Below are 25,049 nucleotides of genomic sequence, written 5' to 3' on the forward strand. Positions count from 1 at the left end.
GACGCCGTTCAGGCGGGCCTGTTTGGCCATCAGTCCACACGGCTCCATGTCTGGCTTTGACATATCGGGCCAAGACAACCCTGAACCTTCATCGTGTTGCCCTGAACCCTAAGCGTACCCGGATATTCGCGGTCTTTCGCAGGAACATAGGCACGGCCCACGTAAACGCCCTCTTCCGGGACCATCCCCCAAAACAGGCGTTTGCCTACATTGGGGTGGTTGATCTCGTTCCCGTTCGCATCAAATGCACGGGTCATGGTGCCGCACAGCGCATCACCGCAAGGTTTGGCCACCACATAAGCAGTCTGGCCCTTTTGGTCAGGCTCGGTGTGCCATGTCCCTTCGGGCGAAGCAGCGTCTGCCAGCGACGTCCACAGGGCCAGTATCAAAGCACCACCCAACAAAGGCGCGCCCATTCGCTGAAGGGCGTCGGAACAGGTGTCTGACATCGCAAGCATCAATAAAATCCTTCTGGAGATAGCGACCTGAACCGCGGGTTCGAATCGCGCCAAATGCCCAGACCAAATAAGGCCATGTAGAACCAACGCGCCCACGATCGAAATGTTCCTGGCACAAGTCGCGACGCTGTGGCCCCTTGTGCGGAATGCCGCCAGAAGTGTCGGGCGGCATGAAAAATCCGGCCACCGCAGGCAACCGGATACAGGTTTTCGCAATGTTTGGCGCTTAGTTCACGCGGCTCCATGTCTGCTTTTTGCAGATTGGCCCGACGCAACCCGACACTTTCAGCGTGTTGCCCGACAGCGCCATTTTCGACCGGTATTCCTTGCCCGAGGACGGCTGCCAGATAGTGCCGCCACTGTATTTACCACTGCCATCGGACTTCATATCCCACACCAGCTTCTTGCCAAGGTTCTCGGACTTGTATTCGCCGGTATCATTGAATGTATTCGAAATCGTGCCGCACAACGACGCACCGCAGGGTGCAAATTTGACATAGGCATAGGCGCCATCGTCCACTTGAGTTTTCCACGTGCCCAAGACCGGATCGGCCAGTGCCGTCCCTGCCATAACAACACCCGCCGCAACCGCGATGATAAAGCGTTTCATCTGAATCTTCTCCCTGTTTCCCACTTCATCCTGATGCAGGTGACCATCGTCTGGCAAGGTTGCCGTAAGGTCGCGTTGCAAATCCGGCGGACCCGTGCCAAAGCAGTCCAAAATGAAAGGTGCGCCCATGATCCTCTACCCCGCAATCGACCTGAAAGACGGTCAGGCCGTGCGTCTGGTACACGGCGACATGGCGCAATCCACCGTGTTCAACGACGATCCGGCAGCGCAGGCGCGCGCCTTTGTCAATGCAGGTTGCACATGGTTGCATCTGGTCGATCTGAACGGTGCCTTTGCCGGGCAACCCGTCAACGCAGCCCCCGTCGAGGCGATCCTTAGGGCATGCCCCGTCCCTGCCCAACTGGGCGGCGGTATCCGCGACATGGCCACCATCGAAAGCTGGCTGGACAAGGGGCTGGCGCGCGTCATTCTGGGCACGGTGGCGGTTGAAAATCCCGATCTGGTTCGCGAAGCCGCCCGCGCGTTTCCGGGACAGGTCGCTGTGGGCATCGACGCGCGCAATGGCCGTGTTGCGACCAAAGGCTGGGCCGAAGAAACCGACGTGATGGTGACCGATCTTGCCAAATCCTTTGAGGATGCAGGCGTTGCCGCGATCATCTACACCGACATCATGCGCGACGGCGCGATGGGTGGCCCCAACGTGGACGCCACTGCCGATCTGGCCCGGGCCGTGTCGATCCCCGTGATCGCCAGCGGCGGTGTGTCGTCACTGGACGACCTGCAAGCACTCAAGGCCACGGGCGTCATCTCGGGCGCCATCTCGGGCCGCGCGCTGTATGACGGTGCGATTGATCTGGCACAGGCGCTCAGGGCACTGGCCCAAGACTAGGCAGCGCGTCTGCGGGCTTGCCCCGTTGCTCGCGCGCGCCTATAGCAACCCCATGCTTAAAACCCGCATCATCCCCTGCCTTGATGTCGCTGATGGCCGTGTGGTCAAGGGCGTCAATTTCGTTGATCTGGTGGACGCAGGCGATCCGGTCGATGCCGCACGCGCCTATGACGCCGCCGGCGCCGACGAGCTGTGCTTTCTCGACATCCATGCCACCCACGAGAATCGCGGCACCATGTTCGACGTGGTGCGCCGCACCGCCGAAGCCTGCTATATCCCGCTGACTGTTGGCGGCGGCGTGCGCACATCCGAAGACGTGCGCGACTTGCTGCTGGCAGGTGCCGACAAGGTCAGCTTCAATTCCGCCGCCGTGGCCGATCCCGACGTGCTGGCCCGCGCCGCCGACCGTTTCGGCAGCCAGTGCATCGTCTGCGCCATCGACGCCAAAACGGTTGAACCCGGCCGCTGGGAAATCTTCACCCACGGCGGGCGCAAACCCACAGGCATTGACGCGGTTGAATTCGCCATTATGGCCGCTGCCAAAGGCGCCGGTGAAATCCTTCTGACCTCGATGGATCGTGATGGCACCAAACAGGGTTTCAACCTGCCCCTGACCCGCGCCATCGCCGATGCCGTCACGGTTCCGGTGATCGCGTCGGGCGGTGTCGGCACGCTTGACCATCTGGTCGACGGCGTGCGCGAAGGCCACGCCTCTGCCGTGCTTGCTGCGTCGATTTTCCATTTCGGCACATATACAATCGCCGAGGCCAAAGCGCACATGGCCGCTGCCGGTCTGAACATGAGGCTGACATGACCCTGAACGACCTCTACGCCACGATCGTCGCCCGAAAATCTGCTGATCCTGCCAGCAGCTGGACTGCCCAGCTTCTGGCCAAAGGCCCGGAAAAATGCGCCGAAAAATTCGGGGAAGAGGCTGTAGAGGCCATCATCGAAGCCGTCCGCGACGACAAAGCCGCGCTGACCTGCGAAGCGGCAGACGTACTATATCATTTGCTGGTCATGCTCACCGCCCGCGACGTCCCGCTTGACGATGTGTTGGCCGAACTGGACCGTCGCCAGTCCCGTTCCGGCATCGAAGAAAAAGCCGCCCGCGATTGACGTGACACGCCAGGTCCTCTTTTGGCCCGAAATATCCCGGGGGAGTCGCGCAAACGACGGGGCAGAGCCCCGAAATTCCGCAATCACAGCTTGGAGCTGATGATTCCCGTCGCAAACCCGCCCTTGCGCAATTCACCGAACAAGCGCTGGTATTCGATCTTGGGGCACCGGTTCTGGATCACCGTGATCCCCCGCGCTTCAGCCTTGGCGGCAGCTTCGGCGTGTTCCACTCCGATCTGCATCCAGACAGTGCGCAGGTCCGGATACACCTCTAGCGCTTCGTCCACGATGGCAGGCACGGCTTCGGATTTGCGAAAAATATCGACCATATCCACCGGCGCATCAACCTGCGACAGCTTGGCCACGATTCGCTGGCCGAACAGCATCTGCCCTTCCGCCCCCGGATTCACCCCGATCACGCGATAGCCCCGCAGTGACAGATAGCGGGCCACATAGTGGCTGGGCCGCACCGGATTGGTCGACACACCCACAACCGCGATCACCCGCGTGCGCTGCAACACGTTTTTCAGCAGATCATCCGAATAATGCATAGCCACTCCTTGTTTGCATTTTCCTACACCGGTTCAGGACATAAAAAAAGCGCCCCAAAGCCGTTTGGCATGGGGCGCAAGGTATGGAACGAGGGACAGTGCTTGGGGCATCAGGAGTTCCGGACCTGCTGCCTATGACCCCAAGATAATATCATCTTTCGGGTTATGAAGACCTTGTCGCAATTGTGTGAACGAAACGTAAAACCTTGGGCTGAAATTCGCTCAAAACCGCGCTAGAAACCGGTTCAGTCAAAGATGTCTTCAACCACATCAAAAACTTCTTCGATCAGATTTTTGAACCCGAATGCTTTTTTGCGTTTGATTTTACGCGGTTTTTTCAACTTCACCGGTTGTTGCCCCATCACTGGATGCGGCTTATGCGCGACGCTCTCGCGCGCGTGATGATCCGTGCGCAGCATCTTGAGATTGTGCAAGGGCGCGCCGCATTGCACGCAAGTCAGCTCATGTCGCGTCCGGTCCAGAACCAGCGCGGCCCGCGTCCCGCAATAACAGCAGGTCGCAATCTTGGTCGGATAACTCATGAAGAAGCCCTTGGTCAGCTACGTGCCTTCGTGGCATATAGGGCCAAAGCCGCAGCATTCGAGACGTTGAGCGAGCCAAACCCGCCACTTGCGTCAATGCGTACCAGCGCGTCACAGGTCTCTTTGGTCTTTTCCCGCAGTCCCGGCCCCTCGGCGCCCAGCACCAACGCCACAGGCTCGCTTGTGCGCCCTGCCACAGCCGCTTCGATGGTCTGCTCGGCCTCGCCATCCAGTCCCAACACAAGATAGCCCATATCTTGCAATTCGGTGATCGCGTCAGCCAGATTGCGCACCCGCAAATAGGGCTGGCGTTCCAGCGCACCGCTGGCGGTTTTGGCCAGCGCACCTGTTTCGGGGGCCGAATGGTGGCGTGTGCCGATCACTGCCGACGCGCCCAGCACTTCGGCAGACCGCAGGATCGCGCCCACATTGTGCGGGTCGGTCACACGGTCCAGCAGAATTACCCGCGGCACTTCTGCGCCAATCGCCACATCGGCCAGCCTGCCCCACTCCAGCGGCTTGACCTCCATCGCGGCCCCTTGATGCACCGATCCGGGGTCCAGCGGCGCGCTAAAGCTGCGCGGATCGACAATCTCGGGTTCGATACCGGCCTCTGCGATCGCCTCGGCCAGTTTGTTGTGCGCGTTCAACGTCACGATCAGGCGCAGCTTTTCGCGTTTGGGGTTCACCAGCGCATCACGCACCGCATGCAGACCAAACAGCCAGACGGTGGTGGCCGCCTCGACCTTTTTGGCCTGTTCCTTGGCCACGACCCACTTGGGTTTTTTCACTTTATTCATCGCTGAACCTCGTCTTTGATGCGCGCCGCACGAAGACAATGTTCGCGCCTGTGCCTTAACCCGGGCAAAAGGCCAAATTCTGCCTTGACGCCCTTCTGGACCGCTTGTAATCACGCCCCCACGCCCAGCGCAATGCGCATGGGCTAAAGTGGGCGACAGGCCGCAAGGTGTGGCAGGGGACTGTAACTCCCTCGCGGAGACGCACGCCTGGTTCGATTCCAGGGTCGCCCACCACTTTATCTCTTTATCACCCGACGGCATTCCGCTTTTCCAGCGTGCCGATATGGCAGCACGCTGCGCGTTCTGGTGAAATGCGCCAGCGCCCCGAAACGGGTTTTCGCAGCGTTCTGAAAATTCGCCAGTTGCGAGGTTCCGCGCCGTCAATGTCCGAACACGCAGCGCACCGTCTGCGGTCGAACCGGCAACCTGCTAGAGCGCACCATCAGTGGGGCGGGTTCCGGCTCGATTGTGCCGCTTGCACGTCATCGGGCCACGTGGACCGGATAAAGGCCAGCACCTCCCAGATTTCGTCGTCGGACATTACCCCGTCAAATCCGGGCATCCCGCTGTTGAAATCCGTGATGCCACGCGCCGCCAATGTGCCCTTGCCGCCCAGTTTGGTGTATTCGAACAACAGCGCATTGTCGTGGTGCCAGGTATGACCCGTTGCATCATGTGGCGGTGCGGGCAGCACGCCATTTTCGTCGGGGGTCCGCCATTCAGCTTGCCCCTCGAGGTTGGCCCCGTGGCATGATGCGCAATGCTCTGTATAAAGCAAGCGACCCGTCGCCGTATCGCGGCCTTCCAGTTTGTGGCCTGCCACAGTCACAGTGGCCGAAAACATCAGGACAGCAATACACCACCTCATGCCACGTTCACCCAAGTACGCATGCCCCCCACCGCGTGACTGAGCATGTGGCAGTGCAGCAACCAGCGTCCGGGATTGTCAAAGACGCAGATGATATCGCGGCTTTCGCCAGCGTGAACCAGCGTCGTATCGCGCAGATCACCCAAGGTACCGTCCTTATCGGTCTCGTAGAAATGGTGGCCATGCAGGTGGATGCCGTGCGGAAAGGCTGTGTCGTTCACCAGCGTGATGCGGGCAGTCTCGCCGCGGCGGAATGACCCGAACGGATCGGCCTGCAGGTCGGAAGTGTTGTTGAACGACCAGATGTTGTCGCCCTGATGCCTGCCACCCATCGCGCCCCCCATCATCGTCAGGGTCAGGTGCTGTGCGGGCTTGTCGGGTGTCGGCAGATCGGGCGGTGCAAGCGACTTGATCGATGTTGCGTGTCGCGTTGTATTGCTGCCATCCACGATCAGCTCAGCCAGACGGTAGGCGCCTTGTCGGGTTACCATATCAAAGCCCACAGGCCCCTTAACATCCACGATCAGATCGGCCCGCTGCGCCGGAGCCAGTTCCAGATCGCCAAGCGCCCGTGGTGCGGACAGGGCCATACCGTCCAACGCCACGACCGCTCCGCTGACGCCACTGACCGCAACCGGAAAGATGCGGTTCGTTGCGGCGTTGATCAGGCGCAGCCGGATGCGATCACCCGTGCTGACACGTTCTTGGGATAGAAAAGCGCGGGCAAAGTTGCCCATATAACCGCCATGCGCCACGCTGTGCATGTCGGCAAAGGCATCCAGCAACTGACCGGTCTCGTCCAGTTGCCAGTCCGACAGTAGCACAGTGATGTCATGATCGACGTCCGGAGGCACGTCGTCCTCGACGATCAGCGGCCCCATCATGCCCCGCGCGACCTGCTCGTATGAGATATAGTGCGAATGATACCAATAGGTTCCCGCATCAGGCGGCACAAAGCTGTAGGTCATGGTATCGCCCGGCTCGATAAGCTCTTGGGTTAGCATCGGCACGCCGTCCATCATGTTCTCCAGCCGGATACCGTGCCAATGCACCGCCGTGCCTTCGTCCAGCGCATTGTGCACATCAATCGCGATCCGCGCATCGCGGCGCAGTCTCAGTTCCGGCCCCGGCATCGACCCGTTAAAGCCCAGCATGGCGGTCGCGCCCTCGCCCTGTGGCAAAATTTGGCGGGTCACCTGTTGAGCCTTCAGGTGCAGGGCGTTTTGCGCCGCGAACCCGCGCACAGGCAGCAGGGAAACGGCAGAGACAGAGGCCAGGAAAGTTCGTCGGTTCATATGCAACCTTATGTTGGCATAGCCAGACAGATTATCAGAATGGCGGATTGCGTTCAGCACCGGCTACACCCTCCAGCAAGGGGAAGGTCAAACGATTTAAGATCACAGCTTTGCGAGGAAGGTGCTTTCCGAGACGCCCCCTCTCAAGCCCAGAGCGTCCAGCCCCAAGCCATCGCCAGATAGGTCAGCTGGTGCAGCGCCTGATCGGTGCCCATCGCCCGCCAGTATCCACCGTCTTGCGGGGTGTGGCAGGTTCGGTCCGACCAGCACCCCTTGGCCCAATCAATGTGGTAATGTGCGACCCATTCAATCGCCACAAGCGCCAGTATCAGCGGAAGCGATACGCCGACGATCAACAGCACCAGCGCCGACAACAGCGCATGAACGCCCGCGTGTTGCGCCCGCCCCATATGCGCATAGCGCCCGCGATCGGACAGCATACGCGGTGTCTGCAAAAAGAAATCAGCAAACATATGCTTGATCTGAAACAGAAAAAGCAGGATCAGCAAGGATGTCATCGTGGCGGTCAAAGGGCCGTCTTCTCCTGTGTTGTGCCAAGACTAGAGGCTGGATTCCCTTTCGTCCATCATTGTGGCATCCCAATGATTATGAGGCGACCAAGCCTGCACAATTCCCATTGCCCGACGCGCGCGCTGCTTGCTAAGTTAACGCCATTAAACGCTGGCGCCCAATCGGGCCCTTGCCCGATGACAATGTCTGGACAGACCCATAGAACGCAGCATTTTCAGCTTTATCTTCAAGCATTCCAAACGCGACCAACTGATCCTGCTGATGGTCACGCTGACACTGTTTCCGCTGCTCTATCTGACATTGGAGCTGCCCAAACGGATCATCAACGACGCCATCGCAGCGCGTTCGGATGTGGTTGAATATTATGGCATGTCGTTCAGCCAGATCCATTTCCTGTTGATCCTGTGCGGGCTGTTCTTGTTGGCGGTGATCGGTCACGGGCTGATGAAGATGCGCATCAATACCATGAAGGGAGTACTGTCCGAGCGTTTGCTGCGGCGGTATCGCTATGGGTTGATCGCGCGAATCTTGCGGTTTCCACAACCCTACTTCGAACGCACGTCACAGGGCGAACTGGTCAGCATGGTCACTTCGGAAAGCGAACCGATGGGCGGGCTGATGGGGGATGCGCTGGCGCAACCTGTTTTGCAGGCCGGGCAAATGCTGACGATTCTGGGGTTTCTGTTCGCGCAGTCCTTCACCTTCGGGATCGCGGCCTGTGCGTTGATCCCGTTGCAGGCGTGGCTGATCCCCAAACTGCAAAGGCGCATCAATCTTTTGAACAAAAAGCGCGTGGTGCAAGTGCGCGCGCTGGCCGCCGAGATCGGTGAAAGCGCGTCGGGCGCGGCCACCTTGCGTGTCAACGGCGGCTGGCGTTACCGGATGGCGATGATCACCGACCGTCTGGGGCGGCTCTACGAGATCCGCTTTGACATCTATCAGAAGAAATTCTTCATGAAGTTTATCAACAACTTCATCACCCAGCTGACCCCGTTTTTCTTTTTCTCGATCGGGGGATATCTGGTCATTCAGGGTCAGGTTAGCCTTGGTGCGCTGGTCGCCGCCCTTGCGGCCTACAAAGACCTGTCGAGCCCTTGGAAAGAACTACTGGTTTACTACAATCAGGCGCAGGACATGCAATTGCGCTGGGAAACCATCGCCGAGCGGTTTGCGCCCTCGGGCATGATCGACGAAGACAAGTTTTATGGCCAGCCCGACTGCCTGCCGCATCTGGACGGCGATGTGGTGCTGGACGGGGTGACCGTGCGCGACGCCGATGGCAATGCGGTGCTCGAAGACATCACCGCCACCCTGCCCGCAGGTCGCAGCATCGCCATCACCGCACCCAGCGACGAAGACCGCCGCGCGCTGGCGCAGGTGCTGACCCGCGAAACCATCCCCACCAGCGGCCATGTGCGCATCGGTGATCATGCGCTGAACGACCTGCATCAGGGCGTGATCGCCGCGCGCATCGGCCATGCCACATCGCGCCCCGTCCTGTTTCAGGGCACGTTTGGCGACAACATCATGATGGCGCTGAAACACCAGCCGCACGGACAGGGCAGCGATGCCGCTTTTGCCACCGAAGCGCTGCGCGCAGGCAACACTGATGACATGCTGGACGCGCTCTGGATGGATCTGGACCGTGCGGGCACCAAGGACAACGACGGGCTGCTGGACTGGTGGCTGGCGCTGGTCAACGGCATGGGCAGCTCTGCCGCGCTGTTTCGCCGTGCCACCGAACTGCGCATTGATCCGGCCCGCCAACCCGAACTGGCGCGACGTCTTGTTGATCTGCGCCCCGAGGTGACCGCAGCACTTGAGCAGGCCGATCTGACCCGCCATGCCTATATCTTCAGCGACGACACCTATAACCCTGCTCTTCCCGTGGCCGAAAACCTGTTGTTCGCCACCGCACGCCAGCCGGTGACGCCTGCCTTTATCGCGGGGCAGACCGAGTTTCTGGAATTGCTGGCCAAACTTGATCTGGACCGCGACCTGCTGGCGCTGACCCGCGATGTGATCGACCTGTTGCGGCAGATTTTCGGCATCGACGGCACCGATCACCCGCTGTTTCGCAAGCTGACACTTGCGCCCGAAACCTACGAGGCCGCCGTGGCAATCCTGTCGCGCCAGCGCGAGGGCACCGAGTTGACAGCCGACGACACGGCGCTGCTACTGACGGTGCCGTTCCAGATCACGTCGGACCAGATCGGCGCGGGCTTCCCCGACGAGATCAAAGCCCGCGTGCTGGAAATGCGCGGTCTACACGCAGCAGCGCTTCGGGCCAGCATGGGAACGGCCTTTGCGCCGATCAACGCGGGCGAGATCGTAGCAGGGCTGACCGTGCTGGAAAACGCCCTGTTCGGCAAAATCTCGGACGGGGCCGGATCAAAGGGCGATGAAGTGCGTTCCAAAGTGGCCGAAGTGATGCAGAACAGCGGCCTTGGCCGCGAGGTGACGCGTCTGATCCTTGATGTGCCGATTGCGCTGGGTGGCGCGAACCTGCCTGCGTTCTATGCCGAACCCGCCGCCGTCAGCCGTGCAGCGATCAAACGGCCAGATATTCTGATCCTCGAAGCGGCCCTGGCCAGTTTCGATGCCTCGATTCAAGAGGCCATGTTCGAGAACCTGCGAGACTTGCTGCCCGACACCACGCTGGTGTTCATCGCTCCAAGCTTTGAAAACGAGGATGTTTTTGACATGCAACTGGAACTAGTCGACGGACGCATCGTGGGCGGGGCCACTGCGCAGACCGCCAGCGAGGACAGCGCCACCAGCGCAGATCTGGCGCGCAAGGTGCAGGCGCTGGGATCAACCGATCTGTTTTCAGGCGTGTCGCGCAAACAGCTGCGGCTGCTGGCATTTGGCGCGCGCTGGTACACCTGCCGTGCTGGCGATTACGTGTTTCACAAGAATGATCCGCCCGCCGACGGGGCCTATATGATCCTCGAGGGCGAGGCGGACCTGTGGCTGCCCCATGCGGACAAGGACGACCAGTTGATCACCACCGTCGGTGCCGGTGCGCTGGTGGGCGAGTTGGGCCTGATCCGCAACGAGCCGCGGGCGCTGGACATGCAGGCCAAGACCGACCTGACCTGCCTGCGCATCGGCGTCGAAGAGTTTCTGGCCGTAGTCGAAAACGACGCCACCACCGCGTTCAAACTGTTGCAGGTGGTCGCGGGCTACGTCAGCACCTAGGGCATCAGTACTGCCTTGCGCTCGACCGATATCGTATCGACGCTGAGATCATCATAGGTGATGCGCACATCCAACTGCTGCACCGAACCCGCTGCAAAGACGCGGTACGGCAGCCCGTCTGCGTCGGTGATGGCCGCCGGTGCATTGCTGTCCAGATGGCACGCGGGCATCGGCCAGACCTCCATCGCGCCACCGTTTAAGGCCATTTCGATCTGCAACAATCCGCAACGCCACGACCACAGGTGCGTGACATAAACCAGATCCTGCCCGTTGTAATCGCGCACCGCCACCCAACTCGATTTGGTCGCGGTCAGGATCGGTTTGACCTCGAGCGCGGTCAGGAACTTGCCCGTAGCGACCTGTTCTTCGGCCACCAGATCGGGGCGCAGTGTCGGGGTTGGGTTGCCGCGTGTTTCATCTGCGCCAGCCATCCGGTCAATCGCCGGCGGAGGTGTTGCAGAGACTTTAGGCGGTGGCGCATCATCCCCGCCACCGGCCATCGCGATAATCGCCACAAGAATATCCAACATAGAAAAACCTCTCTCAAATCTCGCCTTTTGCCGTTGACACAACCACACTATAGTCGTCGTAAAAGACAACAGCGGGTATCGGGGCAGATACAATTATGGCACGCAAACCGGTCAAAAAACAGGATTACAACGTCGTTGTTGTCGGCCAGTCCGGGCGGCTGGGGTACGAGGCGATCCTGTTCGCGGCCTCGTTGCGCCATCACAGCCCCGATTTCGCAGGCCGCTTGCTGGTGGCCGAACCGCAACCGGGCCCGCTGTGGCCGAATGATCCGCGCATCAAACCCGACGTGCGCGCAGCACTTGAAAGTTTGGGTGCCGAGATCGTGCCGTTTCACAGCGCCCACTTTGGCGCGGCCTACCCCTATGGCAACAAGATCGAGCTGCTGTCGGCCCTGCCAGAGGGCGCGCCGTTCGTGTTCTTTGACACCGACACGCTGATCACCGGCGAACTGACATCGGTGCCCTTTGATTTCAACCGCCCCTCGGCGTCGCTGCGCCGCACCGGCACGTGGCCCAAACCCGAACTTTACGGCCCCGGCTATACGGGGCTGTGGCAATCGCTTTATGATAAATTCGGGCTCGATTTCGCGTCCAGCACCGACCCGTCCGAACCTGACGAATACTGGGCGCGCTACCTCTATTTCAACGCGGGCTATTTCTTTTACAAATGCCCCCGCGTCTTTGGCGACCGCTTTCGCGAATATGCGCTGGCAATCCGCGACGACACGCCGGTTGAGCTGTGCTGCCAAGAGTTGGATCCGTGGCTGGACCAGATCGCCCTGCCCTTGGTCATTCACAGCCTTGGCGGCGGGCGCGATACGCTGCCACCCGGTCTGTTGGATGGCACAATCAGCTGCCATTACCGCCTTCTGCCGTTGCTTTATGCGCGCGAAGCCGAACACGTGATCGCCACACTGGAAGAGATCGCAGCCCCCAACAAGCTGAAAAAAGTGCTGAAAGGCTCCGAACCGATCAAACGCATGGTGTATCAAGGGCGCGGCGAAAAAGTGCGCGCGCTGTTTGACCAGAACAACCTGCCCCGCCGCGAACAGGCGATCCGCAACCGGATAAAATCCGAAGGCTTCTGGATGCGCTAGACGCGCCCGCCTTTCCTTTCACAGGCGCTCACACCAGCTTGCGGGGTCCACACCGATCCCTTACCCATGTGCGCAGAAACCCTGGAGGAGACAGCCATGACAGATGAAACATCATACGGCTTTGACACGCTGCAAATTCACGCGGGCGCACGCCCCGATCCGGCCACGGGCGCACGGCAGACGCCGATCTACCAGACCACGGCCTATGTGTTCCGCGACGCCGACCACGCAGCAGCACTGTTCAACCTGCAAGAGGTCGGGTTCATCTATTCGCGCCTGACCAACCCAACGGTCGCCGTTCTGCAAGAACGCATTGCGACGCTTGAGGGGGGCGTGGGTGCTGTGTGCTGTTCGTCGGGTCACGCCGCGCAAATTATGGCGCTATTCCCGCTAATGATGCCGGGTAACAATGTTGTGGTTTCCACACGCCTGTATGGCGGCACGGTTACCCAGTTCACCCACACCATCAAACGCTTTGGCTGGAGCGCGAAATTCGTCGACTTCGACGATCTCGACGCGGTCAAGGCGGCCTGCGACGACCAGACCCGTGCGGTCTTCTGCGAGGCAATCGCCAACCCCGGCGGATATATCACCGATCTGGACGCGATCAGCGCCATTGCGGACGAAGCGGGCGTTCCGCTGATCGTCGACAACACCTCGGCCACGCCGTATCTGTGCCGCCCCATCGAACATGGTGCGACGCTGGTCGTACATTCAACCACCAAATACCTGACCGGCAACGGCACCGTCACCGGCGGCTGCATTGTGGACAGCGGCAAATTCGACTGGTCGGCATCGGACAAGTTCCCATCGCTGAGTGCGCCCGAGCCCGCCTATCACGGGCTGAAGTTTCACGAGACATTCGGCGCGCTGGCCTTCACCTTTCACGGCATCGCCATCGGCCTGCGCGATCTGGGCATGACGATGAACCCGCAGGCGGCGCACTACACGCTGATGGGCACCGAAACCCTGTCGCTGCGCATGGACCGGCACGTCGAGAACGCGATGAAAGTCGCCGCGTGGCTGGAGAACGATCCACGCATTGATTATGTCACCTATGCTGGCCTGAAATCTTCGCCCTATAACGAACGGGTCGCGAAGATCTGCCCGCGCGGCGCAGGTGGTCTGTTCACCTTTGCGGTCAAGGGCGGCTACGACGCTTGCATCAAGCTGGTGAACAGTCTGGAGATTTTCAGCCACGTTGCCAACCTTGGCGATACGCGGTCGTTGATCATTCACTCGGCGTCGACTACGCACCGTCAGTTGACCGAAGAACAACAGATTGCGGCAGGGGCCGCGCCCGAAGTGGTGCGCGTGTCAATCGGCACTGAAAACGCCGACGACCTGATTGCCGATCTGGATCAGGCGCTGAGCAAGGCGACCGCCTGAACGAAAACGGGCGGGGATTGCCCCCGCCCGTATCATCGCAATGCGCTGATGTTACTGCGCAATATCGAAAATTACCGACACCTGCGCATCAATCGTCACCTCGCCCGAGGCGACCGGAACGCCGTCGCTGCTGCGCGACATTTCCATCATCTTGGGGCGGCCGCCGTTGTTATAGGCCGTAATCCGGCGGACCGATCCCAGTTCGACACCTGCGGCGGCGGCCAGTTGCGCGGCTTGCTCCATCGCGTTCTGAACCGCGCGTTCACGCGCCTGTGCCTCCAAGGGTGCGGGGGATTGCACGTCGAAACGCAGGCCCGACATCTGGTTGGCACCGTCTTGCAGCACCAAATCCAGCAGACCGCCCAAATTGTCCAGATCACGCACGCGCACGCTGACTTGCGAAGTTGCGACAAATTGCTGGGGCTTGTCCAAGGCGTTTTCGTCGCTTGCGCTGCGCATCTGCTGGCTGCGATCCACATCCACGGTCAATTGGCTGGTCTGCACGTCAGAGGCGTCGACACCCTGTTCAGTCAGACGCTGCAGAATCGCCGCCATGTTTTCATTGACTGCCGTCACCGCGTCCTGTGCCTGTGGGCTGCGGTGAGTCACGCCCAAGCTGATCACGGCCATATCGGGGGCCACGGCCACTTCGCCCTGCCCTTGCACTTCAATTTGTGGCGGGGTCGTATTGCCCGCCTGCTGGCCCATTGCGCCGCCCGTCATTGCTGCCAGCGCCAGTGCACTGGCCATCATCATATTGCGCATGTCTCGCGTTCCTTTGCAGTTAGTCTCATTGGTGTAATATACATACACTGCCCCTAGATGTGTGGTCATCCGCGCATTGACCAGACCTTATGGTCTTTTCCTTTTAATGCGCCGCTGGCTGTTCTATTCTGTATCAAACGACCGGCAACGCGACTTCGTTCCGGTTCGAAGGGTAAGAGCATGATATGAAGCCAAATTTCGCGCTTAGCTTGTCTTTTGACGGCATTCGTCTGCTGCACCGTGCAGCGGGCGGCTGGCGCGTGGTCGGCGAAGTGTCGCTTGCCGCCGAAGACATGGCCGCAGAACTGGCCGCATTGCGCAAGACCGCATCCGATCTTGAGCCGCGCGGTGTGCGCAGCAAACTGATCATTCCCGACGAGCAAATCCGCTATCTGACCGTTGAAAGCGGCGATGTGGACGACGACGCGCGCTGGTCTGCCGCTTTTGCCGCACTCGAAGGGGCGACGCCCTATGCGGTGGACGAGCTAAGCGTTGATATCTGTGCCGACGGCGCACTGACCCACGTCGCCGCCGTCGCCCGCGAAACGCTGGACGAGGCAGAGGATTTTGCCATGCTGCACCGGTTTCATCCGGTCAGCTTTGTATCGGTTCCGGACAAGGCCGGATTTCTGGGCGAACCATTTTTGGGCGTCACCAGCCACGCGGCCAAACTGCTGGAACCGGACGACAGCGTAGCGCCCGACGGCATTGCGGTTGTGGTGATCGGCGACATCAAGACGCCTGTGGGCCCCGTCGTAACCGACGCGGATTTGCCCACCGCGGTGGAAACGGACGAACCTGCGGAAACCACTGGTGCCGAGGATGCGGTTACGCCCGATCCGGCCAAAAACGACGTCGAAGAAACACCAGCAGCCGACCCCACCCCTGTGACGGAGACTGCGCCGCCTGCGCCCACAAAAGAACCCGCGCCCGAAACGCCCAAGGCTGATCCCCCCCCTGAGATCAAAGAAGACGCGGCACCTGAGCCCGCTCCGATGGGCTTTTCCAGCCGCCGCACACATGCGGCCAATCCCCCTGCACTCGGCGGAGCCAACCGCAAAGACACGCCGCCCGCACGCACCGCGCCGCCCGTGGTTTCGGCCATGCCTGCATCCGGCGACCCGCGGATCACACCGCCACCTCCGCTGCAATCCGCAACTGCAAGCCGCCCCCAAACGCCCCTCGCCCCAACCAGCGATGATCCGGACAGCGAGGCCAATCCGATGGCACTGGCCAAGGCCAGTGTCACAGGTTTCATGAGCCGCCGCAGCAAGCCCAAGCGCAGCAACCCCGCAGCGTCGCCAGTACTAGCGGCCCAAGTGGCCCATACCATCGCCGATCCACCCACCAGCGAAGCCCAGCGGATGACGGTCTTTGGCGCGCGCAGCAAAGAACCTGTAAAAGTCGGCGGCAAGCCGCGTTTTCTGGGGCTGGTTCTGACTGCGGCTTTGCTTGTGTTTCTGGCCGGTGTGGCGGCATGGGCCTCGGTCTTTATGGACGAGGGCCTGGCGCGGTTCTTCAACCGCGCAGAAGATCCCGTGGTCGTCGAAGCACCACCCGAAATCCTGCCCGAAGCGGACCCCGAACAGGTCGAGGACGACGTGGATGTGGCCAGCATCGACCCTGCGCTGACAGATGAAGACACCGCCGTTCTGGACGCCATACGCGATCCGTTGCCCGAGCCCGAACCCGAGCCTGAACAGGTCATCGAAGACCCCGAACGTGACCGGCAGGCCGCCGAAGCGCGCTATGCGGTGACCGGTATCTGGCCGCTGGCCCCCGAGGTACCGGAACCCGTCCAGATCGTGCCGCTGGAAGATCTCTATGTTGCCTCGATCGACCCAGTCAGCCCCGCGCGCGATGCGGTGGCGCTGCCCGCACCTGCTGCACTCGACACCGATCTGGCCTTGGTTGCCATGCCCTCGCCCGCTGCTGCAGGCACCAACTTTGCGCTGGACGGCGAAGGCCGTGTGATCCCTACGGAAGAAGGCGCGGTAACCCCCAATGGCGTGACCTTGTACAAGGGCCGCCCCGCTGTTGTGCCACCGCCCACACCCACACGGTTCGCCGAGACACCCGAGCTTAATCCCGAGCTGGACCGTTTGGCCCGTGTCCGCCCGCGCCCAAGGCCGGGCAATCTGATCGAAAACACCGAACGCGCCAATCTGGGCGGTCTGACCCGCAATGAATTGGGCGAGGTGCGCCCGAAACTGCGCCCCGCCGTCACCAAGGTCGAAGAAGAAAAAAACGAGGTGCCGACCGCGCAGGCCACCGCTGTGTCGTTCCGGCCCAGCACCCGTCCGCGCAATTTTGAACGCATTGTCGCACGTACCCGTGCCGCACAGCCCCCCGAAACCCAAGCCGCCGCCGTCGCCCCCGCGCGTACCATAGCGCCGGTGACGGTGGCCCCCAAGATCCCGTCCAAAACCAGCGTCCAGCGCGAGGCGACAGTCAAGAACGCCATCAACCTGCGCAAGGTCAACTTGATCGGCGTCTATGGCAAACCATCGTCACGCCGTGCCTTGGTGCGCCTGTCAAATGGCCGTTATCAAAAGGTAAAAGTCGGCGACACTATCGACGGTGGCCGCGTATCTGCCATCGGGGACAGCGAATTGCGCTATCAAAAAGGCGGGCGCAACGTGATCCTGAAAATGCCACAAGGGTGATTGTCGTTATTGCGGGTCTACGCTGAAAGCATCTCAACCTTGAGACCTGATCGCCAAACGCAACCGGCCCCATGAAACGCAAAAAGGCGGCCCTGCAGGACCGCCTTTTCTATCATAACCAGCCAAAAACTCAGTTTGGCTCTGCGCCTTCCAATTCGCCATTGGCGATCTGTTCGGCCTCGATGCTCTCGAACAACGCTTTGAAGTTGCCCTCGCCAAAGCCGTCGTCACCCTTGCGCTGGATGAACTCGAAAAAGATTGGCCCGATCACGGTTTTCGAGAAGATTTGCAGCAGGATACGAGTCTCGCCTCCGTCTACAACGCCTTCGCCATCAATCAGGATGCCGTGGGTTTTCATGCGATCAATCGGTTCGTCATGGTCAACGACGCGGGTTTTCGACAGCTCGTAATACGTGTCCGGCGGACCCGGCATGAATTTCACACCTTTTTCTGCAATTGCGTCAGTGCTGTCGTAAATATTATCAGACCCGACAGCAATATGCTGGATGCCTTCGCCCTTGTACTTCTTCAGATAAGCCACAATCTGACCCGTCTCGCCACGGTCTTCGTTGATCGGAATACGGATACGACCACAGGGCGACGTCAGGGCACGGCTGAGCAATCCGGTAAACTTGCCCTCGATGTCAAAAAACCGGATTTCACGGAAGTTGAACAGGTCACCGTAGAAGTTGAACCAAGTGTCCATATTGCCCTTGTGGACGTTGTGGGTCAGGTGATCGAGATAGAAGAACCCGACGCCGCGCGGCTTGGACTGCTCCAGCCATTCAAATTCCGCGTTGTAGGGCGATGTTTCGTAATACTGGTCGACGAAATAGATCAGCGAGTCGCCAATGCCGTAGATCGCAGGCACGTCCATCACCTTGCCACCGCCCTCATAGGGTTTTGCCCCTTTGGACACAGCATGATCAAAGGCCTTTTGTGCATCGACCACACGCCAGCCCATCGACGGGGCGCACGGCCCGTGCTCGGCCACGAATTTCGCGGCATAGCTGTCGGTATCGGCGTTCAGCACATAGGTAATATCGCCCTGCTGCCACAGCTCGACATCCTGCGTCTTGTGCTTGGCCACCTTGGTATAGCCCATGCGGGTGAACAGATCGCGCAATTCTTGCGGCTCGGGGCTGGCAAATTCGACAAACTCGAAGCCGTCGGTGCCAGCGGGGTTATCTTCGGTGATCGTGGATTTTGGTGCATCGTGCGGGAACGGACCCATTGGGCAACCCTCCTGAATGTAATGATGATCAACTCTTGGGGTGATAATAAGCCCCATCCAGTGCGTTTTCTGCGCATTATCGCGTATCCATCTGGAAATATTCGCGCAGTTCACGCATAATCTGCCCGAACCTTGCGGAAAATACGCATCATGATTGACGATCTCGACACGCGACTTCTGGAAGCCCTGCAAAAGAACAGTCAGGCCACAGCGCAGGAACTGGCCGAAATCCTGCATTTGTCCTCGAGCCAGATAGGACGCCGCCGCCAGCGACTTGAGGCGGCAGGCTATATCGAAAGCTACACCGCGCGGCTGAACCCAGCGAAACTGGGGCTGAACGTTCAGGGGTTTGTGCAGGTGCATCTTGGCACCCACGGCCCCGACCATTCCGAAGCTTTTGCCCGTCTGGTCCACAGCCGCCCCGAAATTACCAGCGCATGGACCATGACCGGCGATGCCGATTATCTTCTGCGGGTCTTCTGCGCCGATCTGCCCGCGCTGAACGCGCTGATCCACGAGGTGCTGCTGCCCCATCCGGCGGTGGCGCGCGTCCACAGCCAGATCGTGATGGACCAGCTCAAGCGCGACGGCCCCCTGCCCACCTGACCCACCGCACGACATCGCACAAAAAGCACTCTCAGCAGCCCTGCGTCGCAGCCATTGGCGTTGTTCTTGTCGTCGATCCCAGCCAATATGGCCGCAACCCATTTCAGGAGACCGTGCCAGTGGAAAGCTTTCTTTACCAGGCCTCAATCTATCTTCTTGCGGCTGTGATCGCCGTGCCAATCGCTGCCCGTCTCGGGCTGGGATCGGTGCTGGGCTATCTGACTGCGGGCATTCTGATCGGACCGGTTCTAAGTCTGGTTGGGTCGGAAACCGAAAGCCTGCAACACTTTGCCGAATTTGGCGTGGTGATGATGCTGTTCCTGATCGGTCTGGAACTGGAACCCCGCGCCCTTTGGGACATGCGTCACAAGCTGGTGGGTCTGGGTGGTTTGCAAGTAACCCTGTCCACCGTTGTGCTGATGGGTCTGGCGATGGCCTATGATCAACCTTGGGGCGTGGCTCTGGCTATTGGTCTGACGCTGTCGCTGTCGTCCACCGCGATTGTGCTGCAAACACTGTCGGAAAAGGGGCTGACGCAGACCAACGGCGGGCGCTCGGTGTTTTCCGTTCTGCTGACGCAGGACATTGCGGTAATCCCGATACTGGCCTTTCTGCCCCTGATCGCCGTTACCATTCCGGTGTCATTGACCGAAAACGGGGCGATCGTTCTGAGCACGGACGACCACCACAGCATGAGTCTGGTCGAAGGGTTGCCCGCATGGGGCGTTACGCTGGTCACCATCGGCGCTGTGGCGGCGGTGATATTGGCGGGTGTTTTTCTGACGCGGCCCGTGTTCCGCTTTATTCACTCGGCCCGTCTGCGCGAGATGTATACCGCGCTGGCTTTGCTGATCGTGGTGGGCATTTCGTTCCTGATGATGCTGGTGGGCCTGTCACCTGCATTGGGCGCGTTTCTGGCCGGTGTGGTTCTGGCCAGCTCGGAATTCCGCCACGAGCTGGAAACCGACCTTGAACCGTTCAAGGGGCTGTTGCTGGGGTTGTTTTTCATCACCGTCGGCGCTGGCATCAACTTTCCGCTGCTTTTTGGAAATGCGCCTGCGATCCTGTCGATGGCCCTGCTGGTGATCCTGCTCAAGGGCGCGATCCTGTGGGTTCTGGCCATCATCTTTCGCATCAAAGGCCGCGACAGGTGGCTTTTTGCCTTGTCTTTGGCGCAAGCGGGCGAATTCGGCTTTGTTCTTGTCAGCTTTTCGGTGGGTCAGGGCATCTTGCCCAAGGGGATCGCAGAAACCCTGTTGCTGGTGATTGCCCTGTCGATGCTGATCACCCCGCTGCTGTTCATTCTTTACGAGGTCATCAGCCGCCATTTGGCCGAAGGTAGCGCCCCTTACGAACCCGACGAGATCGACGAAAAGGGTCCGGTGATCATTGCGGGCATTGGCCGCTTTGGTCAGATCGTGAACCGGCTGGTGCAAGGCTCGGGTTTTGAGACGGTGGTGCTGGATCACGATATGGAAACCATCCAGCTGATGCGCCGTTTTGGCGTCAAAGGCTTTTTGGGTGATCCCACCCGCCCGGACATCCTGACCGCCGCAGGGATCATGGACGCGCGCGTTCTGGTCGTCGCGCTTGACGATCCCGAGGCCGCGATCAAACTGACGACCTATGCCCGCAAACTGCGTCCCGACCTGCACATCGTCGCGCGGGCCCACGACCGCGTACACACTTACCGTCAGTATCAGGCGGGCGCCAACGACATCGTGCGCGAAACCTTTGACAGCTCGCTGCGTGCGGGGCGCTATGTGCTGGAGAATGTGGGGCTGACGGAATACGAGGCCGCCGAAGCCGAACGCGTGTTCTACCACCACGACCGTGATACCGTTCGCGAACTTGCGGGCCTGTGGAAACCCGGCGTCAAAATCGAACAGAACAAGGAATACATCGAACGCGCCAAGGAACTGCAACGCGATCTGGAAACCGCCCTGCTGTCGCGCGAGACCGGGCAGAAGCGGGCCTGACCTTCTGGTTCTGCGGTTCAAAGTCCCCCGCCTGAGATTGCAAAGGGAATGCAGACCCTTCCCGCCTTTGCCCTTACAGCAGCGTTTCGACCTCTGCAGCCACAGCCTCGGCCCAAGCGGTGTAGACCAACGGACCGGGGTGAAAGCCGTCGGCTGCCATCACCTGCACGTGGGTTGCCATGTCGGGGTGCACACGGCGCAGGTCCGGCATTTCGGTCACCATACCCATCAGGGCCGCATCAAACAGCGCTGCCCGCGCGGCCAGAACCGTCGACAGCGGACGTGGCAGGGCGGGCAGATCGCCCATCGGCGGCAGGGCCGAGGCACAGATCAACCGCACCCCGTAGTGCTCGCGTAGCAGATCATACAGGCTGCGGCTTTGTTCCACCCAGCGCGCCAGCGGCACGCCGTTCTTACAGTCGTTTACGCCCAGCCCCACCACAACCACGTCAAAATGATCAGGCTCGGCACCCTGCAATTCTGCCAGCACCTGCGCCGTGGTCGCGCCGCTGCGCGCCCTTAGTTGCCATGTCACCGCACGCGCACGTCCCAGCCGCGCCGCCAACTGCCCGGACAGCGCGTCGTTCTGCAATGCCACGCCGACACCTGCGGCCGAACTGTCTCCCACGATTAGCACACGCAGCGGCGCGCCCGTGCCTGTGGTGCCCGCGCGCGGGCCGCCCGCCTCGGGCAGTTTGGGAACTTTTATGCGCACCCACAGCCCTTGGACCACAAGGACTGGCAACAGCGCAAGAACCGCCCAGCGCTTCATCTCAGCCTGTCGCAACGCCCGCTTCGGCAAAGGTTGCCATGCCGCTCAGGCAGGCCACGGCCCCTTGCATCACGCCAATCGCCAGCGCAGCACCAGACCCTTCGCCCAGACGCAGCCCCAACTGCAACAATGGCTCTTTGCCAAGTTCTGCCAGCAACGTGCCGTGCGCGCCCTCGGCGCTTTGATGGCCGGCCACAGCATGATCCAGCGCGCCCGCCACTTCGGTTTCCAGACAGGCCGCTGCTGCACAGCAAATGAATCCGTCGAGGATCAGCGGAATTCCCTCGATGCGCGCGCGCATCATCGCGCCAGCCATCGCCGCCATCTCGCGCCCGCCAAAGGCCGATAGCGCCGAAAGGCCGCGCACGCTGCCATGCCGTTTCAGCCCCGCCGCAACCACGTCGCGTTTGATCGCAAGGCCCGCGTCGTCCACACCGGTCCCGCGCCCGACCCAAGCCTCGGCACCACCACCATAAAGGGACGCTGCAATCGCTGCCGCCGCCGTGGTGTTGCCGATGCCCATCTCGCCAACCACCAACAGATCGGCGGCAGGGTCCACCGCATCCCAGCCCGCGCGCAGGGCGGCCACGCAATCGGCCTCGCCCAATGCTTCGCTTTCGGTAAAATCCGCTGTCGGTCGGTCCAGTTCCAACGCCTCAACCCGCATGCGCGCACCGAACGTGCGGGCCAACTGGTTGATCGCGGCCCCACCTGCCTGAAAATTCCCGACCATCTGCGCCGTTACCTCTGACGGAAAAGCTGACACGCCGCGTGCCGCCACACCGTGATTGCCTGCAAAGACCACGATCTGCGGGGCCACAAGAACCGGACGCGCCATACCACGCCATGCACCATACCAGATCGCCAGATCCTCGAGACGCCCCAAGGCACCGGGGGGTTTGGTCAACTGGCCGTTGCGCTCGGTCGCGCCGTCATACGCCACCTTGTCGGGGCCCGTCGCGGTCCGCATCAGTTCGGCGAATGCCTCCAGTGTTTCGAATGTAGGTGCCATTGCGTAAAATCCTTTCGCTTGCCTCGGGGTTGCGGCCTGTTTACCCGTTGGCGCGCATAGGACAAGAGCAGCAAAAGGCACCGTGATGATCAAAGACGACAACAGCGCAAAGTGGGACGTGATCGTGGCGTTGGCCCTGCTGACCCGCCTGCCCCTGCCCCATGCGCCCAAGACGGCCTTTGCCCGTCAGGCGCAGGCGGCGTGGGCCTTTCCGCTGGCGGGGCTGGCGGTTGCACTGGCTGCGGCTTTGGTCGGGTGGATTGGCATGGCACTGGACCTACCAACGCCGATCACTGCGGGGCTGATGTTGACCACGTTGGTCCTCACGACCGGTGCAATGCACGAGGACGGGCTGGCCGACACGGCGGACGGGCTGTGGGGTGGATTTGATGCCGTGCGCCGGTTGGAGATCATGAAGGACAGCCGCATCGGCACCTACGGCGTGCTGGCGCTGGGGTTGGGCACCGGCCTGCGCTGGGTGGCACTAAGCGCTACACTGGCGGTGGGTGTGGGGCCGATGATTGCGGCGGCAGTGCTGTCGCGCGGGCTGTTACCAGCGCTAATGACGCTGATGCCGCACGCACGACGCACAGGGTTATCACATCAAGTGGGGCGACCGGATCGCAACGTGGCGTTGGCCGCGTTGGGGATGGCCGTGGTGCTGGCGCTGGTATTCGCGGGCTGGGGAGTGATCTGGGCGCTGGTTCTGGCTGCCTTGGCCGTGGCAGCGCTGGCCGCACTGGCGCATCGCAAGATCGGGGGGCAGACTGGAGATATTCTGGGGGCCGCACAGCAAGTTGCCGAATTGGTAATCCTATTGGTGTTGATCCCCTGATGCAACTTCGCCCCAATGGGCACGTTCCGCTGCACGCATCGGGTTTGCGCCGTGCGTGGATGACGTTTAAGTTTAACCGTTCAACAAAAAAAGCCGCGCCCCACGACGGGACGCGGCTTTGCCACCCTGTTAGACGTGGCGTCGTTTATGCAGCAGCAGGTGGAGCCCGGCTGACCAGCACGTCGTTGATCTCTTTGGAGGCGGCCATTTCGTCGCCACCGCTGACGGCAGCCACTTCGCGTGTCAAACGCTCAAGCGCAGCTTCGTACAGCTGACGCTCGGAATAGCTTTGCTCGCGCTGGTCGTCGGTGCGGTGCAGGTCGCGCACCACTTCAGCAATCGCGATCAGATCGCCCGAGTTGATCTTTTGCTCGTATTCCTGCGCGCGACGCGACCACATGGCGCGCTTTACCTTTGCCTTGCCCTTCAGCGTCTTCATCGCAAGGTTGATGACGTCGGGGCTGGACAGCGCACGCATGCCGATTTCGGTTGCCTTGTGGGTCGGCACCCGCAGGGTCATCTTGTCTTTCTCGAAAGAGATGACGAACAACTCCAACGAGATTCCGGCAACTTCCTGCTCTTCGATCGAGACGATCTGCCCAACGCCGTGGGCGGGGTAGACGACAAATTCGTTCGGGCGGAAATCAAGAGATTTGGATTTTGTCATTTTTATCCTCGCAAACAGGCTGCTGCATTTTGGGGTTCAGACACGAAAAACCAACTGTGGCATGACCACCAAGGGCCGCACCGCAATCGGAATTGGGTCAGTGAATTAAAAATCGGGCCAGTGGCTGACCCGAGATGAATGCTGCATCTGTCGTTTCATACAAACATCAACATAACACAAAAACAGGCCCTGCGAAAGTTCACCTTGGGTCAATTCGACGTTTCCCAAAGCGTTTCAGCGCTTTAAGCTGCATTTTTCACGCATTTTCGACGGATAAAACGCACCAACAGAGCCAACTGATTCGCTCAGCCGCCTTCGCCGGGGGCCTCGGAGAAATATTTCTCCAGCTTGCCCTCTTCGCCATCGCGCTCTTCTGCCTCGGGAAGTGGTTCTTTTTTGGTGATGATGACCGGCCACAACTCGGAATATTTGCGGTTGAACTCAACCCATTTTTCCATATCCGGCTCGGTGTCGGGACGGATCGCATCGGCGGGGCATTCAGGTTCGCACACGCCACAATCGATGCATTCATCGGGGTGAATCACCAGCATATTCTCGCCTTCGTAGAAACAGTCCACAGGACAGACTTCGACGCAGTCGGTGTATTTGCAGGCGATGCAGGCATCGTTGACGATATAGGTCATGCAGAAGAACCTTGTTTGCGAATTTGAC

General features: G+C 60.5%; 25 protein-coding genes and 1 tRNA gene. 11 read left to right on the plus strand and 15 right to left on the minus strand.

The genetic code is table 11. The features are described from left to right. Positions 1 to 29: 29 nt before the first annotated feature. Both SULPSESMR1_RS09750 and SULPSESMR1_RS09755 read right to left on the minus strand, forming a co-directional pair. A complete protein-coding gene (locus tag SULPSESMR1_RS09750; RefSeq protein ID WP_240311323.1) occupies positions 30 to 458 on the minus strand; it encodes a DUF2147 domain-containing protein in 429 nt (142 codons plus the stop codon). Positions 459 to 684: 226 nt separating this feature from the next. Next, positions 685 to 1,068, minus strand: coding sequence for a DUF2147 domain-containing protein (locus SULPSESMR1_RS09755; RefSeq protein WP_089422267.1), 384 nt, complete (start codon positions 1,066 to 1,068; stop codon positions 685 to 687). A 127-nt stretch (positions 1,069 to 1,195) separates the two neighbouring features. Here SULPSESMR1_RS09755 and hisA point away from each other — a divergent pair, with 127 nt between their 5' ends. Genes hisA through SULPSESMR1_RS09770 form a run of 3 tightly spaced genes read left to right on the plus strand, consistent with a single transcriptional unit; the run spans position 1,196 to position 3,037 of the window. Beyond that, on the plus strand, positions 1,196 to 1,918 hold the full coding sequence (hisA, locus tag SULPSESMR1_RS09760; RefSeq protein WP_089420638.1) for a 1-(5-phosphoribosyl)-5-[(5-phosphoribosylamino)methylideneamino]imidazole-4-carboxamide isomerase: 723 nt from the start codon (positions 1,196 to 1,198) through the stop codon (positions 1,916 to 1,918). 52 nt (positions 1,919 to 1,970) lie between these two features. Beyond that, positions 1,971 to 2,732, plus strand: coding sequence for an imidazole glycerol phosphate synthase subunit HisF (gene hisF / locus SULPSESMR1_RS09765; protein WP_089420639.1), 762 nt, complete (start codon positions 1,971 to 1,973; stop codon positions 2,730 to 2,732). After that, positions 2,729 to 3,037 (plus strand): phosphoribosyl-ATP diphosphatase, encoded by a 309-nt coding sequence (locus SULPSESMR1_RS09770; protein ID WP_089420640.1) that lies wholly within the window; start codon positions 2,729 to 2,731, stop codon positions 3,035 to 3,037. The genes hisF and SULPSESMR1_RS09770 overlap by 4 nt, the downstream gene beginning before the upstream one ends. An 83-nt stretch (positions 3,038 to 3,120) precedes the next feature. Here the strand turns inward: SULPSESMR1_RS09770 and SULPSESMR1_RS09775 are convergent, their stop codons facing one another. The 3 genes from SULPSESMR1_RS09775 to rlmB form a co-directional block, all read right to left on the minus strand. After that, on the minus strand, positions 3,121 to 3,588 hold the full coding sequence (locus SULPSESMR1_RS09775) for a CoA-binding protein (protein WP_089420641.1): 468 nt from the start codon (positions 3,586 to 3,588) through the stop codon (positions 3,121 to 3,123). A 245-nt stretch (positions 3,589 to 3,833) separates the two neighbouring features. Next, entirely contained in the window at positions 3,834 to 4,130 is a 297-nt protein-coding gene (locus SULPSESMR1_RS09780) for a hypothetical protein (RefSeq protein ID WP_089420642.1), read from the minus strand. Positions 4,131 to 4,144: 14 nt separating this feature from the next. Continuing rightward, positions 4,145 to 4,930, minus strand: a complete 786-nt coding sequence (gene rlmB, locus SULPSESMR1_RS09785) for a 23S rRNA (guanosine(2251)-2'-O)-methyltransferase RlmB (protein ID WP_089420643.1) — start codon at positions 4,928 to 4,930, stop codon at positions 4,145 to 4,147. A 150-nt stretch (positions 4,931 to 5,080) separates the two neighbouring features. On the opposite strand from rlmB, the gene SULPSESMR1_RS24955 reads away from it, so the two are divergent. Beyond that, positions 5,081 to 5,164 (plus strand) — tRNA-Tyr (locus tag SULPSESMR1_RS24955). Positions 5,165 to 5,372: 208 nt separating this feature from the next. On the opposite strand, the gene SULPSESMR1_RS09790 is transcribed toward SULPSESMR1_RS24955, so the two are convergent. The 3 genes from SULPSESMR1_RS09790 to SULPSESMR1_RS09800 form a co-directional block, all read right to left on the minus strand. Then, complete coding sequence (locus SULPSESMR1_RS09790) at positions 5,373 to 5,798, minus strand: c-type cytochrome (RefSeq protein WP_089420644.1); 426 nt, start codon at positions 5,796 to 5,798, stop codon at positions 5,373 to 5,375. Then, the gene (locus SULPSESMR1_RS09795; protein WP_089420645.1) at positions 5,795 to 7,093 is read right to left on the minus strand and encodes a multicopper oxidase family protein; all 1,299 of its coding nucleotides are present in this window, start codon (positions 7,091 to 7,093) and stop codon (positions 5,795 to 5,797) included. Before SULPSESMR1_RS09795 ends, SULPSESMR1_RS09790 begins: the two co-directional genes overlap by 4 nt. Before the next feature lie 143 nt (positions 7,094 to 7,236). Next, positions 7,237 to 7,623 (minus strand): DUF3307 domain-containing protein, encoded by a 387-nt coding sequence (locus SULPSESMR1_RS09800; protein WP_089420646.1) that lies wholly within the window; start codon positions 7,621 to 7,623, stop codon positions 7,237 to 7,239. Between the two features lie 262 nt (positions 7,624 to 7,885). On the opposite strand from SULPSESMR1_RS09800, the gene SULPSESMR1_RS09805 reads away from it, so the two are divergent. Beyond that, complete coding sequence (locus tag SULPSESMR1_RS09805; RefSeq protein WP_089420647.1) at positions 7,886 to 10,825, plus strand: ABC transporter transmembrane domain-containing protein; 2,940 nt, start codon at positions 7,886 to 7,888, stop codon at positions 10,823 to 10,825. On the opposite strand, the gene SULPSESMR1_RS09810 is transcribed toward SULPSESMR1_RS09805, so the two are convergent. Next, positions 10,822 to 11,355, minus strand: coding sequence for a hypothetical protein (locus tag SULPSESMR1_RS09810; RefSeq protein ID WP_089420648.1), 534 nt, complete (start codon positions 11,353 to 11,355; stop codon positions 10,822 to 10,824). The two genes, SULPSESMR1_RS09805 and SULPSESMR1_RS09810, sit on opposite strands and share 4 nt — an antisense overlap. A gap of 95 nt (positions 11,356 to 11,450) precedes the next feature. Here SULPSESMR1_RS09810 and SULPSESMR1_RS09815 point away from each other — a divergent pair, with 95 nt between their 5' ends. Both SULPSESMR1_RS09815 and SULPSESMR1_RS09820 read left to right on the plus strand, forming a co-directional pair. After that, entirely contained in the window at positions 11,451 to 12,452 is a 1,002-nt protein-coding gene (locus tag SULPSESMR1_RS09815; RefSeq protein WP_089420649.1) for a hypothetical protein, read from the plus strand. A gap of 96 nt (positions 12,453 to 12,548) precedes the next feature. Then, complete coding sequence (locus tag SULPSESMR1_RS09820; protein ID WP_089420650.1) at positions 12,549 to 13,841, plus strand: O-acetylhomoserine aminocarboxypropyltransferase/cysteine synthase family protein; 1,293 nt, start codon at positions 12,549 to 12,551, stop codon at positions 13,839 to 13,841. Between the two features lie 51 nt (positions 13,842 to 13,892). On the opposite strand, the gene SULPSESMR1_RS09825 is transcribed toward SULPSESMR1_RS09820, so the two are convergent. Further along, a complete protein-coding gene (locus SULPSESMR1_RS09825) occupies positions 13,893 to 14,606 on the minus strand; it encodes an SIMPL domain-containing protein (protein WP_157728996.1) in 714 nt (237 codons plus the stop codon). Between the two features lie 185 nt (positions 14,607 to 14,791). Here SULPSESMR1_RS09825 and SULPSESMR1_RS09830 point away from each other — a divergent pair, with 185 nt between their 5' ends. Beyond that, entirely contained in the window at positions 14,792 to 17,272 is a 2,481-nt protein-coding gene (locus tag SULPSESMR1_RS09830; RefSeq protein WP_089420652.1) for a hypothetical protein, read from the plus strand. 130 nt (positions 17,273 to 17,402) lie between these two features. Here SULPSESMR1_RS09830 and hppD read toward each other — a convergent pair whose 3' ends face one another. Next, a complete protein-coding gene (gene hppD, locus SULPSESMR1_RS09835) occupies positions 17,403 to 18,506 on the minus strand; it encodes a 4-hydroxyphenylpyruvate dioxygenase (protein ID WP_089420653.1) in 1,104 nt (367 codons plus the stop codon). A gap of 150 nt (positions 18,507 to 18,656) precedes the next feature. Here hppD and SULPSESMR1_RS09840 point away from each other — a divergent pair, with 150 nt between their 5' ends. After that, positions 18,657 to 19,112 (plus strand): Lrp/AsnC family transcriptional regulator, encoded by a 456-nt coding sequence (locus tag SULPSESMR1_RS09840; protein ID WP_089420654.1) that lies wholly within the window; start codon positions 18,657 to 18,659, stop codon positions 19,110 to 19,112. A 119-nt stretch (positions 19,113 to 19,231) separates the two neighbouring features. Next, a complete protein-coding gene (locus tag SULPSESMR1_RS09845) occupies positions 19,232 to 21,091 on the plus strand; it encodes a monovalent cation:proton antiporter-2 (CPA2) family protein (protein WP_089420655.1) in 1,860 nt (619 codons plus the stop codon). 73 nt (positions 21,092 to 21,164) lie between these two features. Here the strand turns inward: SULPSESMR1_RS09845 and SULPSESMR1_RS09850 are convergent, their stop codons facing one another. Next, positions 21,165 to 21,863: an SGNH/GDSL hydrolase family protein gene (locus SULPSESMR1_RS09850; RefSeq protein ID WP_089420656.1), complete on the minus strand. Its 699-nt coding sequence runs from the start codon at positions 21,861 to 21,863 to the stop codon at positions 21,165 to 21,167. Between the two features lies 1 nt (position 21,864). Then, on the minus strand, positions 21,865 to 22,875 hold the full coding sequence (cobT, locus tag SULPSESMR1_RS09855; RefSeq protein WP_089420657.1) for a nicotinate-nucleotide--dimethylbenzimidazole phosphoribosyltransferase: 1,011 nt from the start codon (positions 22,873 to 22,875) through the stop codon (positions 21,865 to 21,867). Positions 22,876 to 22,960: 85 nt separating this feature from the next. On the opposite strand from cobT, the gene cobS reads away from it, so the two are divergent. Beyond that, positions 22,961 to 23,710, plus strand: coding sequence for an adenosylcobinamide-GDP ribazoletransferase (gene cobS, locus SULPSESMR1_RS09860; protein WP_089420658.1), 750 nt, complete (start codon positions 22,961 to 22,963; stop codon positions 23,708 to 23,710). 145 nt (positions 23,711 to 23,855) lie between these two features. Here the strand turns inward: cobS and SULPSESMR1_RS09865 are convergent, their stop codons facing one another. Both SULPSESMR1_RS09865 and fdxA read right to left on the minus strand, forming a co-directional pair. Further along, on the minus strand, positions 23,856 to 24,377 hold the full coding sequence (locus SULPSESMR1_RS09865) for a CarD family transcriptional regulator (protein ID WP_028955990.1): 522 nt from the start codon (positions 24,375 to 24,377) through the stop codon (positions 23,856 to 23,858). 305 nt (positions 24,378 to 24,682) lie between these two features. Then, on the minus strand, positions 24,683 to 25,021 hold the full coding sequence (gene fdxA, locus SULPSESMR1_RS09870) for a ferredoxin FdxA (protein ID WP_089420659.1): 339 nt from the start codon (positions 25,019 to 25,021) through the stop codon (positions 24,683 to 24,685). Positions 25,022 to 25,049: the final 28 nt, after the last annotated feature.

It is taken from the genome of Pseudosulfitobacter pseudonitzschiae, assembly GCF_002222635.1.
In the GTDB taxonomy this organism is placed as follows: Bacteria; Pseudomonadota; Alphaproteobacteria; order Rhodobacterales; family Rhodobacteraceae; genus Pseudosulfitobacter; species Pseudosulfitobacter pseudonitzschiae_A.

Bases quoted from the DNA above. Each gene is read 5' to 3' on its own strand.
- SULPSESMR1_RS09750 (WP_240311323.1), bottom strand. From the start codon at position 458: ATGCTTGCGATGTCAGACACCTGTTCCGACGCCCTTCAGCGAATGGGC.
- hppD (WP_089420653.1), bottom strand. From the start codon at position 18,506: ATGGGTCCGTTCCCGCACGATGCACCAAAATCCACGATCACCGAAGAT.
- cobS (WP_089420658.1), top strand. From the start codon at position 22,961: ATGATCAAAGACGACAACAGCGCAAAGTGGGACGTGATCGTGGCGTTG.
- SULPSESMR1_RS09775 (WP_089420641.1), bottom strand. From the start codon at position 3,588: ATGCATTATTCGGATGATCTGCTGAAAAACGTGTTGCAGCGCACGCGG.
- cobT (WP_089420657.1), bottom strand. From the start codon at position 22,875: ATGGCACCTACATTCGAAACACTGGAGGCATTCGCCGAACTGATGCGG.
- fdxA (WP_089420659.1), bottom strand. From the start codon at position 25,021: ATGACCTATATCGTCAACGATGCCTGCATCGCCTGCAAATACACCGAC.
- SULPSESMR1_RS09825 (WP_157728996.1), bottom strand. From the start codon at position 14,606: ATGCGCAATATGATGATGGCCAGTGCACTGGCGCTGGCAGCAATGACG.
- SULPSESMR1_RS09795 (WP_089420645.1), bottom strand. From the start codon at position 7,093: ATGAACCGACGAACTTTCCTGGCCTCTGTCTCTGCCGTTTCCCTGCTG.
- SULPSESMR1_RS09830 (WP_089420652.1), top strand. From the start codon at position 14,792: ATGAAGCCAAATTTCGCGCTTAGCTTGTCTTTTGACGGCATTCGTCTG.
- rlmB (WP_089420643.1), bottom strand. From the start codon at position 4,930: ATGAATAAAGTGAAAAAACCCAAGTGGGTCGTGGCCAAGGAACAGGCC.
- SULPSESMR1_RS09815 (WP_089420649.1), top strand. From the start codon at position 11,451: ATGGCACGCAAACCGGTCAAAAAACAGGATTACAACGTCGTTGTTGTC.
- SULPSESMR1_RS09850 (WP_089420656.1), bottom strand. From the start codon at position 21,863: ATGAAGCGCTGGGCGGTTCTTGCGCTGTTGCCAGTCCTTGTGGTCCAA.
- hisF (WP_089420639.1), top strand. From the start codon at position 1,971: ATGCTTAAAACCCGCATCATCCCCTGCCTTGATGTCGCTGATGGCCGT.
- SULPSESMR1_RS09810 (WP_089420648.1), bottom strand. From the start codon at position 11,355: ATGTTGGATATTCTTGTGGCGATTATCGCGATGGCCGGTGGCGGGGAT.
- SULPSESMR1_RS09840 (WP_089420654.1), top strand. From the start codon at position 18,657: ATGATTGACGATCTCGACACGCGACTTCTGGAAGCCCTGCAAAAGAAC.
- SULPSESMR1_RS09805 (WP_089420647.1), top strand. From the start codon at position 7,886: ATGGTCACGCTGACACTGTTTCCGCTGCTCTATCTGACATTGGAGCTG.
- SULPSESMR1_RS09820 (WP_089420650.1), top strand. From the start codon at position 12,549: ATGACAGATGAAACATCATACGGCTTTGACACGCTGCAAATTCACGCG.
- hisA (WP_089420638.1), top strand. From the start codon at position 1,196: ATGATCCTCTACCCCGCAATCGACCTGAAAGACGGTCAGGCCGTGCGT.
- SULPSESMR1_RS09790 (WP_089420644.1), bottom strand. From the start codon at position 5,798: ATGAGGTGGTGTATTGCTGTCCTGATGTTTTCGGCCACTGTGACTGTG.
- SULPSESMR1_RS09865 (WP_028955990.1), bottom strand. From the start codon at position 24,377: ATGACAAAATCCAAATCTCTTGATTTCCGCCCGAACGAATTTGTCGTC.
- SULPSESMR1_RS09780 (WP_089420642.1), bottom strand. From the start codon at position 4,130: ATGAGTTATCCGACCAAGATTGCGACCTGCTGTTATTGCGGGACGCGG.
- SULPSESMR1_RS09770 (WP_089420640.1), top strand. From the start codon at position 2,729: ATGACCCTGAACGACCTCTACGCCACGATCGTCGCCCGAAAATCTGCT.
- SULPSESMR1_RS09755 (WP_089422267.1), bottom strand. From the start codon at position 1,068: ATGAAACGCTTTATCATCGCGGTTGCGGCGGGTGTTGTTATGGCAGGG.